We start from the raw sequence: 12,834 nt of genomic DNA on the forward strand, positions 1-12,834 counted from the left end.
TTACAATTACAGTAATGTTGTAATATTCATTGTCAACCTCCGAAATCCTGCAAATATAACTCGTCAAAATATGCATTTGGCAAATTAACATGTATCGCCAACTTTAGACAAAGTTTATAAAGGACATTTCAGTACGTATCAAGAATTAAGAATAAGAAGATATGTAAGGGAGGATGAATTATGACTGAACACGTTTTATTTTCTGTTAGTGAAAACGGAGTTGCATCAATTACTTTAAACCGCCCAAAAGCACTTAATTCTTTATCTTATGACATGTTACAACCAATTGGGCAAAAACTGAAAGAATGGGAAAATGACGAGCGAATTGCGCTTATCGTTTTAAAAGGAGCTGGCACAAAAGGTTTTTGTGCAGGCGGTGACATTAAAACTCTTTATGAAGCACGTTCAAATGAAGCTGCATTACAGCATGCGGAACGTTTTTTTGAAGAAGAGTATGAAATTGATACATATATTTATCAATATAAAAAACCAATCATCGCTTGTTTAGATGGAATTGTAATGGGCGGAGGTGTCGGTCTTACAAATGGTGCGAAATATCGAATTGTAACTGAGCGTACGAAATGGGCAATGCCCGAGATGAATATCGGCTTCTTCCCGGACGTTGGTGCTGCTTATTTCTTAAATAAAGCTCCAGGGTTTGCTGGCCGCTATGTTGCTTTAACGGCATCTATTTTAAAAGCTGCTGACGTTTTATTCATAAACGCTGCTGATTACTTTATGACATCTGATTCATTACCAAATTTCCTTACTGAACTGGAAAGTATAAATTGGCATAAAGAAGATGATGTACATACTAATTTAAAAGAAGTCATTCGTACATTTGCAACTGCTCCAAACTTAGAAAGCGAGCTTGCTCCTTCATTAGAAGAAATTACTTCACATTTTGCTTTCGATACAATTGAAGAGATCATCTATTCATTGGAGAAAGATCCAAGTGCCTTTGCTTTAGAAACGAAAGAAACGCTATTATCAAAATCACCTATTTCGTTAAAAGTAACATTAAAACAGTTTATTGATGGCCAAGATAAGTCGGTTGAAGAATGTTTCGCTACCGACCTTGTACTTGCTAAAAATTTCATGAGACATGCGGATTTCTTCGAAGGAGTACGCTCTGTTGTCGTTGATAAAGATCAAAATCCGAATTATAAATATAAGCAGTTAAGTGATGTTTCAGAAGAAGATGTAAATCGATTCTTTAACTTACTTAATGCATAAATCATCCCCGTATATACAGGATTAAACTGAGGCTATATAGTCGTGTCATTACGCGACTATATAGCCTCTTTCCTATTTAATAATTTTTAATAAAATTTAATTTTATTAAATCGAAATATGTGCTACACTATTTTTAATCAAATATTCTAAAAATAAAAAAGGAGGAGCGACTATGATTGAAAATTTTTTTCTTTTCATCATTATGTCTATTTGTCTTATTATTTTACCTGGTCCTGATACTGCAATGGCCACGAAAAACACATTAGTTGCCGGTAAGATGGGTGGAGTAAAAACCGTGTTCGGCACATGTATTGCACTTTTGATTCATACGTTAGCAGCAGTAATCGGACTATCCGCACTTATTGTAAAGTCAGCTCTTTTATTCTCTATTTTCAAGTACGTTGGAGCTCTATATTTAATTTATATTGGTATTAAAGCCCTTTTAGCAGTAAGAAACAAAGAAAGTGTCGATACGAACGATTTACCTTTGCATAACGAAAACGAACACACTTCTTGCTTTCGCCAAGGGTTTCTTACAAATTTATTAAACCCTAAAGTTGCAGTCTTCTTTTTAACCTTTTTACCGCAATTTTTAAATCCAAATCATAATACGTTTATCCAGCTTCTCGTAATGGGCCTTACTTACCTCGTTTTAACAGTTATTTGGTTCGCTTTTTATATATTTTTAATTGATAAAATTAGTGCTTTTATGAAAAAACCGAAGACGCAACGTTATATTCAAGGGTTAACGGGAATCGTCTTAATTGGTTTTGGTATTAAACTAGCTTTTGAAAAAAATAATTAACAAAATGAAAACCACCACTATTCCTAGTGGTGGTTTTCATTTAATAACTGATCTGGCTGTCTACTATTTATTAAAACCAGCGCTCAGTTACAACTTTTTTACGTGTATAGAATTGTACACCATCTGTACCATTTGTACCTAAATCTCCAAAGAATGAAGCTTTATTTCCTGCAAATGCGAAGAATGCCATTGGTGCTGGAACGTTTACGTTTACACCGATCATACCAGCATCGATGTTATCACGGAACGTTTGTGCATGCTTACCATTTGACGTATAAATAACCGCACCATTTGCAAATTTAGATTGATTTGTCAGTTTAATACCTTCTTCTAAATCTTTAACTCTTACAATGCTTAATACTGGAGCAAAGATTTCATCTTGCCAAATTTTCATTTCTTGATTTACACCATCAAAGATTGTCGCACCTACAAAGTAACCTTCTCCAACTTCTTCCTTAATTTTACGGCCATCTACTAATAAAGTTGCTCCATCTGCTACACCGCTATTAATATAGCCTAGTACACGCTCTTTATGAGATTCACGAATTAATGGTCCAACATAATTATCTTCGTGGAAACCATCACCTACTTTTAACTTCTTCGTCTCTGCTACTAGTACGTCGATGAATTCATCAGCAATTTCATCTACTACCGCTACTACTGAACATGCCATGCAGCGCTCTCCACTACTTGCGAATGCAGATCCAATTACACCTTGCACTGTTTTCTCAAGATTGCAATCTGGCATTACAATCGCATGGTTTTTCGCACCAGCTAACGCTTGTACACGTTTCCCGTGTTTCGTACCTGTTTCATATACGTAACGAGCTACCGGCTCAGATCCAACGAACGAAACAGCTTGAATATCTTTATTTTCTAAAATGCTATTTACAACATCTTTTCCGCCTTGTACTAAATTTAATACTCCTTTTGGAAAACCAGCTTCATAGAATAACTCTACAAGTCGCTCTGCTAAAAGTGGCGTTCTTTCAGATGTTTTTAATACGAACGTATTACCGCAAGCAATTGCAAGTGGGAACATCCATAATGGAATCATCATTGGGAAATTAAACGGTGTAATACCCGCAACAACTCCAATTGGATAACGCCAAATCGATCCATCAATGCCACTAGCAATATTCGGAAGAGCTTGTCCCATCATTAAATTTGGTGCTGATGTTGCAAGTTCTACCGCTTCAATACCACGCTGTACTTCACCAGTTGCATCCGTTAATGTTTTACCATTTTCTAGCGTAATGATTTTAGCAAGCTCTTCTTTGTTTTCTTGTAAAAGCTGTAAATATTTATACAATTGTCTTGAACGATTCGGAACTGGTACTTTAGACCATGTTTCGTATGCTGCTTTTGCCGCTTCAACAGCTTTTTCAACATCTTCTTTCGGAGATAGCGGAACGTAAGCGATAATTTTTCCAGTCGCCGGATTTGGAACTGCTTCTACTTCTGTACCAGTAGATTCTACCCACTCACCATTAATATGATTTTTTACTCGTTTAATTTCAGTTGTAATCATTATATTCTCTCCTTTTTTATGATGTATTTAAGTCTATTATTTTTGATTAGAAATTAACTGTTCACTTACTTTCTTATATAAAGCTGCCATATCATTTTCACCGTACCCAGCTTCACTTGCTGCTTCATATACATTTAATAGCATTTCGCTAACTGGTAAGTGAAGTTCGCTTTCTTTCGCTAAATCTACTGCAAATCCTAAATCTTTCTTTAATAAATTCACAGTAAAGCCTGGCTCGTAGTTTTCTGATGCAATGAAACTTTTATAATTGCGCTCATAAATTCTACTTTGACCGTAACTTACATTTAAAATATCAAACATTTTATCTAAATCCATATTATTCTTTTTCGCTAATGTTAAAGCTTCACTTACGCCAGCTGTATAAAAACCAATTAATAGGTTATTAATTAATTTAACAGTTGTACCACTATCAATCTGCTCACTGACATGGAAAATGTTCGCGCCTAGTACGCCCATGATAGATTCTGTTTTGTCATATACCTCTTTTGATCCACCAACCATAAACGTTAATGTACGGTTTTCAGCTCCAATTACCCCACCACTAACAGGTGCTGCTAAAAAGTCTACTTTCTTTTCCTTCGCAGCTTCCTCTAACTGTTTGTTTAACTGTGGAGATACAGTACTTGTATCAATTAAAACTACATTCGAGTGACTATTTTCAAATAATCCTTCTTCGCCAAAATATACCGCTTCAACAGCGCGAGGTGAAGGTAAACTTGTAAAAATCACATCGCATGTTTCTGCTAGTTTTGAAATTGATAAGCCAATAATTCCTCCTTCTTTTTCAAAGGAAGCTTCAGCCTCTTTATTTAAATCCACGCCATACACTGTGTAACTTGATTTAACTAAATTTTTAGACATCGGAAGACCCATGTTACCTAAACCGATAAAACCAATCTTTTTCATATCGCTTTCCTCCTATTTACACAATATACTTTCCGCGATTTATAATAGCTTTCGCAATTTCTCTCTTTTTTGTAAATACGTTCGTGTATAAAGGCACTAATAATTGACGAATTTCAGTTAAAATCACGTGTCTATCTTGTTCTTCTGTGACAGCCGCTGAAAGTATAGAAATCGCCGCTTCTTCTACTTTGCGATAGCCTTCTTCACAAATAACGTCAGTTATCATTTGTTTCGTACGCTCTTTCTCTTCACCATTTTTACTAACGGCTTTACTCGTACGTAAAAATGCTGATTCCATGACGTACACGTCCGTTAACATATTTGATAATACACGTGAATATTCTTGCTCTTGATCAATTTTTAATCCTGGAGTTTTAGAGAGCGTTTTCAAAGATTGTTTCAACAATTTTTTCGCTAATAAAATGTAACGATGGTTTCTTTCGACATTTGCTACATCAATCTCTACTTCTGTATCCTCAATTTGTTCCATTTGCTTCATTAACATTTTGGCAACTGTTAACCTATTAATTTCGTTCGTTCCTTCAAAAATACGACTAATTCTAGCATCACGATATAATCGTTCTACCTCGTACTCTTGCATATAACCGTAACCACCATGGATTTGTACAGCTTCATCTACGATATGGCCTAGTGTTTCAGAAGCATTTACTTTATTAAGTGCACATTCAATTGCAAATTGAGACATTTTCTTCATAAGATCTTCATCACTCTCATGAATTGCTTCATCAATTACACCCGCTGTACGATAAGCTGCACTTTCTGCACCATATGTAGCAATGATCATATTTGCAATTTTCTCTTGAATCATCGTAAAATCTACTAATTCCGTTTGGAACTGTTTTCGCTCTTTTCCATATTGAACCGACAAACCAATTGCTTGTTTTGCTGTTCCAATATTTCCAAAAGCAAGCTTAAGTCTAGCGAAGTTAAGAATATTAAGAGCTACATGATGCCCTTTCCCAACTTCCCCTAAAACATTTTCTGCAGGGATGACAACATCTTCTAAAATAAGAGTAGCGGTTGATGAGCCTTTAATCCCCATTTTCTTTTCTTCTAGTCCAATGGATACACCTTCACATGTTCTTTCGACAATAAACGCTGTCATTCCTTTATTTGTCTTCGCAAAAACAACGTATACATCTGCCATATGAGCATTTGTAATCCATTGCTTCTCACCATTCAACTTCCAAGCAGTACCATCGTCATTTAATACTGCACTCGTTTTTGCACTTAAAGCATCAGAACCAGCATTCGGCTCAGTTAGAGCATAAGCTCCAATCCATTCTCCTGATGCAATTTTCGGCAAATATTTTTCTTTTTGTTCTTTCGTTCCGTAATATATGTAAGGCAATGTACCTACACCTGCGTGTATATTAAATGAAACGCTAAATGCACCAGCGTATCCCATTTTTTCTGCTACAAGCCCTGAAACTGCCTTTCCTAACTCAAATCCACCGTACTCTTCTGGGACCTCGATACTTAATAACCCAAGTTCTCCAGCTTTCTCAAATAGTTGACGAGATACTTTATAGTTATGTTGTTCAATATTCTCCATTTGTGGAACAATTTCTTGTTTAACGAATTGTTCTGTCGTTTTTGCGATTAAATCTTCATCTCCTGAAAAATCTTCTGGCGTAAAGAAAGTATGATTCACATCTTTATTAAGTGAAAAAAATTCATCCCACGGTAACTTCGTTTTCTCCATCTGAATCCCCCTATCATTTCGGCTTTATTTTCTACTTCATATGCTCGTCTACGATGAGTGGAATATCTTATTTTTGAAAACAGAAGGCGATGAATTTTCACATCAAGCAGTTCGTTTTGCCAAAGATGTATTCTCATCGCCTTAGTTGTTTTATCTATTGATCCTCTGATAATACTGTTTTTGCAATTCCAGTATCTAATTCTTCAAAGTCATGATATGAAATTGTTTCATATAACTCACTTCTCGTTTGCATACTTGAAAGTGCATCTTTTTGAGAACCTGTTTCCTTAATTAAAGTAAACACATTCTCATATGCTTTCGCTGCAACGCGAAGTGAAGTTACAGGATAAATAACCATTTGGAAGCCCATATTTGCAAATTCCTCTGCACTATAATATGGCGTTTTTCCGAACTCAGTCATATTCGCAAGTAAAGGTGCATTTACTTTACTATTAAATAGACGGAACTCTTCTTCTGATTGAAGTGCTTCAGGGAATATCGCATCTGCACCTGCTTTTACATAGGCGTTCGCTCTATCGATTGCTTCATCTAAGCCTTCTACACCGCGAGCATCTGTACGTGCCACAATATATAAGCTTGGTGCAACTTCTTTAATCGCTTTAATCTTTTGAACTAATTCTTCTGTCGTAACAAGTTTCTTACCATTTAAATGTCCACATTTCTTTGGTAATTGTTGATCTTCAATTTGAACAGCTGCCACTTTCGCTTCTACCATTTCTACCGCTGTTCTCGCTACGTTTAGGACACCGCCAAATCCTGTATCAATATCAACAAGAACTGGTAAGTCTGTAGCTCTTACTAGATCTCTTGCTCGCTCTGCTACTTCAGTAGACGTCACGATTCCTAAATCAGGTAGTCCTTTACTTGCAGTATAAGCAGCTCCTGATAAATAAAGAGCTGAAAATCCTGTATTTCTCGCAACTAAAGCTGCCATTGCATCATGAGCACCTGGAATTTGCAAAATTTCATTTGCTTCTACTAAAGCTCGGAAGCGATTCGCAAGCTCCTCTTGTGTTGACTGTTTATTCACAACCCAAGCCATTCTAAATTCCCCCTATTATTAATTTAAGAATAGATCTACAAATTCGTTTACATTCATATTTTCTAGTTTCTCTTCATTTAAACAAGCTTCATGAATTTGTTCTTGTTGCTTACTAGAATAATGACCTGCCATATTTGCAGTGAATTTTTGAACAACTTTTGGAATTGCTTCGTCTCTACGGAAACGGTGACCAAGTGGATATTCACATTCCACGTTTTCTGTTACAGTGCCATCTTTGAAATGGACTTGAACAGCGTTGGCGATTGAGCGCTTGTTCGGGTCAAGGTAATCTAAACTGTACTGTTTGTTTTCAACAACAACCATCTTATTACGTAATTCATCTACACGTGGATCATTTGCTACTGCATCCTCATAATCGTCCGCAACGATATCTCCTTTTAATAAACCAATTGCCGTAATGTATTGTAAGCAATGATCACGATCAGCTGGGTTATTTAATGGACCTTCTTTATCAATAATACGGATTGCTGATTCATGAGTTGTAATTGTAATACGATCAATTTCTTCTAATCTTTCTTTAATTTCTGGATGTAATTTCACAGCACACTCTGCAGCCGTTTGTGCATGGAACTCTGCTGGATATGAAACTTTAAATAATACATTTTCCATTACATATGACTCTAATGGTCTCGCTAACTTTAATTCTTGTTTATTAAATAATACATCTTGGAATCCCCAGCCTGGTGCAGATAAAGCTGTTGGATAACCCATTTCACCTTTTAGAGCAGTCATCGCAAGATGAACACCGCGGCTTGTTGCATCACCTGCTGCCCATGATTTACGTGAGCCCGTATTTGGCGCATGACGATATGTACGAAGACTAGAATTATCAATCCATGCATGTGATAATGCATTAAAGATTTCTTCACGTGTTCCACCAAGCATTTTTGCAACTACAGCAGTTGTTGCTACTTTTACATATAATACGTGGTCAAGACCAACACGGTTTAAGCTGTTTTCTAAAGCAAGTACACCTTGAATTTCATGTGCTTTAATCATCATTTCTAATACTTCACGTACTTTTAATGGTTCTTTTCCTTCTGAGATACGAACACGGCTAATATAATCTGCAACTGCTAAAATTCCGCCTAAGTTATCAGATGGATGTCCCCACTCTGCTGCAAGCCAAGTATCGTTATAGTCTAACCAACGGATCATACATCCGATATTAAATGCACCTTTCACTGGATCAAGTACATATGACGTACCTGGTACACGTGTACCATTTGGCACGATTGTTCCTGGTACAACTGGTCCTAGTAATTTCGTACATTCTGGATATTGTAATGCTAAAATTCCGCATCCAAGCGTATCAAGTAAGACGTAACGAGCAGTACTGAATGCTTCTGCACTAGTTACCTCTTTATTTAATACATAATCCGCAATTTCTTCTAATAATGCATCTTTTTGTTTAATTTCATTTGTTTTAATCATGCTATTCTTCCCTTTCTGTCGAAAATTCGTTATTATTAATGATGGGTGTCGGTCAAACACCCATCTGGCGGGCGGCGCAAACAACTCCCCAGTTGTTCTTATTTACTAAGTACATGTCGTTCGCCAATATAATTTACACGTGGACGGAACAATCGATTGTTCGCATGTTGCTCAATTACGTGCGCACATAGTCCCACTGTTCTAGAGCTAAAGAAGATTGGTGTGTAAAGTTGAATTGGGATACCAAGCATCCAATATACTGGTGCTGCATAATAATCAAGATTTGGATAAATTCCTTTTTCCTTCTCCATAATCTTTTCTCCAGCTTCACACATTTCATATAGTGTATAATCACCTTTTACATCACATAATTGCTTTAAAGCTTCCTTCATCATCAGTGCTCTTGGATCCATCTTCTTCATATACACACGATGTCCAAAGCCCATAATTTTTTCTTTGTTATATAGTTTCTTCTGTAACAACTCTTCAAATTTCTCAACATTACCAGCTTCTAAAAGCATGTACATAACCGCTTCGTTTGCACCGCCGTGTAAGCTACCTTTTAAAGATGCAACTGCACCTGTTAAAGCACCATATAAGTCGGATTGCGTTGATGCAATAACGCGCGCTGTAAATGTAGAGTTTGGCATTTCATGTTCACTATATAAAACAAGGGAACGATCAAAGATCTTCTCCTCAAGTTCAGTTGGTTTTTTACCTGTTAACATATAGAAGAAATTCGCACTATATGATAATTCTTTAAGAGGTTCGATTGGGTCTTCATTATTTAAAATATGATAGCTATTCGCTACAATGTTTGGTACTTTACTCAATAATTTGTACCCGCGGCTTTTGTTTACCTCTAAAGAGCGGTTTTCGATATCATTATCGTAACCAGCTAATGCGGACACACCTGTACGCAATCCATCCATCGGGTGCGTTTCTTTCGGTAATGCTTTTAATACGTTGAATACACCTTCTGGTACCGCGTATTCTTCTTTTAATTTCTTTTCAAGTTTTACTTTTTCATCCTCATTTGGTAGATGTTCTTCCAATAAAAGGTGCACAATGTCTAAATACTCTTTTGTTTTTGAGAGTTCGATTAAATCATACCCTTGAATTACAATTTCACCTTTCACTGTGTCAAGAAACGAGATTTTCGTTTCCGCTGCCACTATACCATCTAATCCCGGGGAAAATTTTTCTTCAGCTTTCATCATTATTTCCTCCAATCCTAATAGATCTTCGTGCACATAACTGTAAGCCTTTACAATACTGTGGAACTACATTTCTATTTCAATGTATCAGAGTTTTTAGAAGATTTCAATTTATTTTATAATGATAAGTTTCCTATACTTTTACCGATGTAACAATACAATTTTTCAAAAATAATTTTCATATTTTATAAAGAAAGGACAGACTTCTTTGCGTGTCTTATTAAAATAAAATATAAAGATGACTCAGAAAATCCTACAGAATATATCATTCACCCGATTTTTTTAAGAAAATAAAAAAAACGAGTTGTATACATATACAACTCGTTTCTACATGAAATTTATTTCACTATCTCATCAATATAATTCTTATATAAAACTTATTTATTTTTAAAAAAGTTATTATTTTACATAATTAAATTAAATTTCTTTCGTTTCCTCATAGTAAGATTCAACTATATGATAGTTTTTAAAGTACTAAAGATTATAAACATCCCCTAAAATAGAATGTATTCTTTCTCAACTGATACGATTTCCCCATCTGATTTCTCAGAAACTATCTCTAAAGAATAGTCAGGCTGAATTGAACTATTAATATATTATCCTTTAACCATTGCAAATCGTTACGTTCAATTGAAATTTTCATCCTTGTTACTTCCGTTTACGCAAATTCTTTTTTACCTAATCGCTGTTTTACAAAAACAACAAAAATAATTAAAGCAAGTAACCCTGAAATTGCACTACCTGCAAATAAAATACGGTAACCAAACATTTGCGAAACAACTCCAAGTAAAATCGCACCAAGTCCAATCCCTAGATCAAATGCAGTAAAGAACGAAGCGTTAGCAACTCCTCTTTTACTCGGATCAACAATTGTAATCATCGCTGCTTGCAATGCCGGCTGTGCTGAACCGAATCCAACACCGTATAATACAGCGGCGATAATTACACCCATTAAACTATTTGAAAGTGTTAATACAACTATTGCGATAATAGTAATGCATAGTGCCGGGAGTATGATAAATACTTCACCATACTTATCTAATAGTTTTCCTGAAATTGGTCGTACAATTGTTAAAGCAACTGCATATACAAAAAAGAATGTCCCAGGATTCACATCAATTGACGATGCAAATAGCGGTAGAAATGTCGTAATCCCTCCATATGCAAATGATAAAAAGAAAACAACAATCGTAATTGTTAGAACTGATTTTTCAAACAACTGCATTTTCCCTTTTTCTTTTTGAGGTGTGAATGGCATTTTCGTCATGAACGATAATAGAACTGCCATAAAGGATAAAAGAGTCGCTAACAAGAATAGGCCGTGAAATGAATAATGTTGTACAACCGATAATCCAATCATTGGGCCGATTGCCATTGCAATTGTCATAGCCATCCCGTACCACCCCATCCCTTCACCACGGCGTGAATCTGGAATAATATCAGTTATCGCTGTTCCAACAGCTGTTGTAGAAACAGCCCATGTCACCCCATGAATAACCCGCAAAACAGCTAAAAGGACAATTGTCGACGCTAAATTATAAGAATACATCGTTATCCCAAAAAAGATGAGTCCGAAAATAATAAAAGATCTTCTACCATATTGATCTAACATTCCTCCGATAATCGGTCGTATTACAACTGCGGCTATTGTGAACATTCCCATCATGAGTCCAACTTGTGATTCATTGCCACCTATCTCTTTAATAAAGAGCGGGAGCGTTGGAACTAGTAAATAAAATCCTGTAAATAAAAATAACATTGCGAAAGTCATTTGAATAAATGATTTCGTCCATAATCGTTCCATTAAAATTCCTCCATAAATACGTATGTTCTTGCTATTAACACCTCCATTTTACATTTTCTTAATCCCTTTTCCCTCCGTAAATAGACGTATCTTTTTATAATAAATGGTCCACTACCCATTTCAATTGGTCTTACAACTTAATACGTATACCTTAGCCTAAAGTCCTATCTATATGTACCTTTATATGTGTGAAAAGAATATACTACTTTATTATCACAACTTAGGAGTGATTATTTTATGTGGGTATCTTCAAGAGTAACAGTCGTCGTTCCTTCGACTCCTGGGATACACGTTCCAGCCGTTCATACAGCTAGCTCCGATGTAGGAATTGAACTTCCCGCAACTTGGCAACAATATCAAATTCCCGGTCAGGCTACCCCATCATTTTGGCATCATGGCACACATCCAAGTAGTACCACCTTTCATAGCCAAAGTTATCCTCCACTACCTCAGGCTCAAATTTTTTATCATTTCCCTTCTATTTATTTTCAAAATTTCTATGGTACCTTTAACATCTAAATGCATCATTTTAGCGAAAATAATATGTCAATTTATTTTCATTATACAAAAAGTCGAATTCCTAGTAACTCGGAATTCGACTTTTTATGTAATCTATAAATATAAATACACTGTTATTGAACTACTCACCACTTAACGTCCTTACGGACTGTTTGAAGTGGGAGATTCCTAAATACAGAAGCCTAGTGGCTTCTAATTCATTAGGCTATCCCCGTAGTTCCTACGGTTAGAAGCCTTAAAGCTTCATTTTTAAGATTGATACTTGCGTTAATATCTCTGTCGTGATGACTATCGCACTCAGGACAATCCCATTCACGAAGATTTAGATTCTTAACGTCTTTATTTTGATACCCACAACAAGAACATAATTGGCTTGAAGAAAATGTTTTAGATACCGGAATGACTTGTTTTCCATACCATTTTGCCTTGTATTCTAGCAACGTTCTAAATTGCGACCAAGATACTTCACTAATCGCTTTTGCTAACTTATGATTTTTTAACATATTCGATACTTGCAAATCTTCTATACCGATAACATCGTGGTTTTTGAT

The 12,834-nt window shown here is 35.7% G+C and carries 11 protein-coding genes and 1 pseudogene; 3 read left to right on the forward strand and 9 right to left on the reverse strand.

What is annotated here, in order from left to right; all coding sequences use genetic code 11:
* The first annotated feature begins 180 nt into the window (after positions 1-180).
* Entirely contained in the window at positions 181-1,236 is a 1,056-nt protein-coding gene (locus tag FOT98_RS14670) for an enoyl-CoA hydratase/isomerase family protein (RefSeq protein WP_063261132.1), read from the forward strand.
* A gap of 172 nt (positions 1,237-1,408) precedes the next feature.
* Positions 1,409-2,041: a LysE family translocator gene (locus FOT98_RS14675; RefSeq protein WP_061679130.1), complete on the forward strand. Its 633-nt coding sequence runs from the start codon at positions 1,409-1,411 to the stop codon at positions 2,039-2,041.
* A 70-nt stretch (positions 2,042-2,111) separates the two neighbouring features.
* Here FOT98_RS14675 and FOT98_RS14680 read toward each other — a convergent pair whose 3' ends face one another.
* The 8 genes and pseudogenes from FOT98_RS14680 to FOT98_RS14710 form a co-directional block, all read right to left on the reverse strand.
* Positions 2,112-3,572 carry a CoA-acylating methylmalonate-semialdehyde dehydrogenase gene (locus FOT98_RS14680; RefSeq protein WP_000633351.1) on the reverse strand — a complete coding sequence of 487 codons (1,461 nt, stop codon included), beginning with the start codon at positions 3,570-3,572 and terminating at the stop codon, positions 2,112-2,114.
* Positions 3,573-3,608: 36 nt separating this feature from the next.
* A complete protein-coding gene (locus FOT98_RS14685; protein WP_063261133.1) occupies positions 3,609-4,499 on the reverse strand; it encodes an NAD(P)-dependent oxidoreductase in 891 nt (296 codons plus the stop codon).
* Between the two features lie 16 nt (positions 4,500-4,515).
* The gene (locus tag FOT98_RS14690; protein WP_063261134.1) at positions 4,516-6,225 is read right to left on the reverse strand and encodes an acyl-CoA dehydrogenase family protein; all 1,710 of its coding nucleotides are present in this window, start codon (positions 6,223-6,225) and stop codon (positions 4,516-4,518) included.
* A gap of 154 nt (positions 6,226-6,379) precedes the next feature.
* Positions 6,380-7,288, reverse strand: a complete 909-nt coding sequence (gene prpB / locus FOT98_RS14695) for a methylisocitrate lyase (RefSeq protein ID WP_063261135.1) — start codon at positions 7,286-7,288, stop codon at positions 6,380-6,382.
* A gap of 18 nt (positions 7,289-7,306) precedes the next feature.
* On the reverse strand, positions 7,307-8,743 hold the full coding sequence (gene prpD, locus FOT98_RS14700) for a 2-methylcitrate dehydratase (RefSeq protein ID WP_063261136.1): 1,437 nt from the start codon (positions 8,741-8,743) through the stop codon (positions 7,307-7,309).
* Positions 8,744-8,841: 98 nt separating this feature from the next.
* Positions 8,842-9,963 (reverse strand): citrate synthase, encoded by a 1,122-nt coding sequence (gene mmgD, locus FOT98_RS14705; protein WP_063261137.1) that lies wholly within the window; start codon positions 9,961-9,963, stop codon positions 8,842-8,844.
* Between the two features lie 414 nt (positions 9,964-10,377).
* Positions 10,378-10,603, reverse strand: a pseudogene (locus FOT98_RS32930) (HesB/YadR/YfhF family protein).
* Positions 10,604-10,618: 15 nt separating this feature from the next.
* Positions 10,619-11,764, reverse strand: a complete 1,146-nt coding sequence (locus FOT98_RS14710) for an MFS transporter (RefSeq protein WP_063261138.1) — start codon at positions 11,762-11,764, stop codon at positions 10,619-10,621.
* Positions 11,765-12,001: 237 nt separating this feature from the next.
* Between FOT98_RS14710 and FOT98_RS14715 the strand changes: the two genes are divergently transcribed.
* Positions 12,002-12,283, forward strand: a complete 282-nt coding sequence (locus tag FOT98_RS14715) for a hypothetical protein (RefSeq protein ID WP_063261139.1) — start codon at positions 12,002-12,004, stop codon at positions 12,281-12,283.
* 200 nt (positions 12,284-12,483) lie between these two features.
* Here FOT98_RS14715 and FOT98_RS14720 read toward each other — a convergent pair.
* Positions 12,484-12,834, reverse strand: a 351-nt coding sequence (locus FOT98_RS14720; RefSeq protein WP_144291079.1) for an RNA-guided endonuclease TnpB family protein, incomplete at its 5' end; no start/stop codon positions are given.

The sequence above is a fragment of the Bacillus sp. HY001 genome, assembly GCF_007558965.1.
GTDB lineage: Bacteria > Bacillota > Bacilli > Bacillales > Bacillaceae_G > Bacillus_A > Bacillus_A mobilis.

Coding starts and splice junctions, on each gene's coding strand:
- prpD (WP_063261136.1), bottom strand. CDS start 8,743: ATGATTAAAACAAATGAAATTAAACAAAAAGATGCATTATTAGAAGAA.
- FOT98_RS14685 (WP_063261133.1), bottom strand. CDS start 4,499: ATGAAAAAGATTGGTTTTATCGGTTTAGGTAACATGGGTCTTCCGATG.
- FOT98_RS14680 (WP_000633351.1), bottom strand. CDS start 3,572: ATGATTACAACTGAAATTAAACGAGTAAAAAATCATATTAATGGTGAG.
- FOT98_RS14690 (WP_063261134.1), bottom strand. CDS start 6,225: ATGGAGAAAACGAAGTTACCGTGGGATGAATTTTTTTCACTTAATAAA.
- FOT98_RS14715 (WP_063261139.1), top strand. CDS start 12,002: ATGTGGGTATCTTCAAGAGTAACAGTCGTCGTTCCTTCGACTCCTGGG.
- prpB (WP_063261135.1), bottom strand. CDS start 7,288: ATGGCTTGGGTTGTGAATAAACAGTCAACACAAGAGGAGCTTGCGAAT.
- mmgD (WP_063261137.1), bottom strand. CDS start 9,963: ATGATGAAAGCTGAAGAAAAATTTTCCCCGGGATTAGATGGTATAGTG.
- FOT98_RS14670 (WP_063261132.1), top strand. CDS start 181: ATGACTGAACACGTTTTATTTTCTGTTAGTGAAAACGGAGTTGCATCA.
- FOT98_RS14710 (WP_063261138.1), bottom strand. CDS start 11,764: ATGGAACGATTATGGACGAAATCATTTATTCAAATGACTTTCGCAATG.
- FOT98_RS14675 (WP_061679130.1), top strand. CDS start 1,409: ATGATTGAAAATTTTTTTCTTTTCATCATTATGTCTATTTGTCTTATT.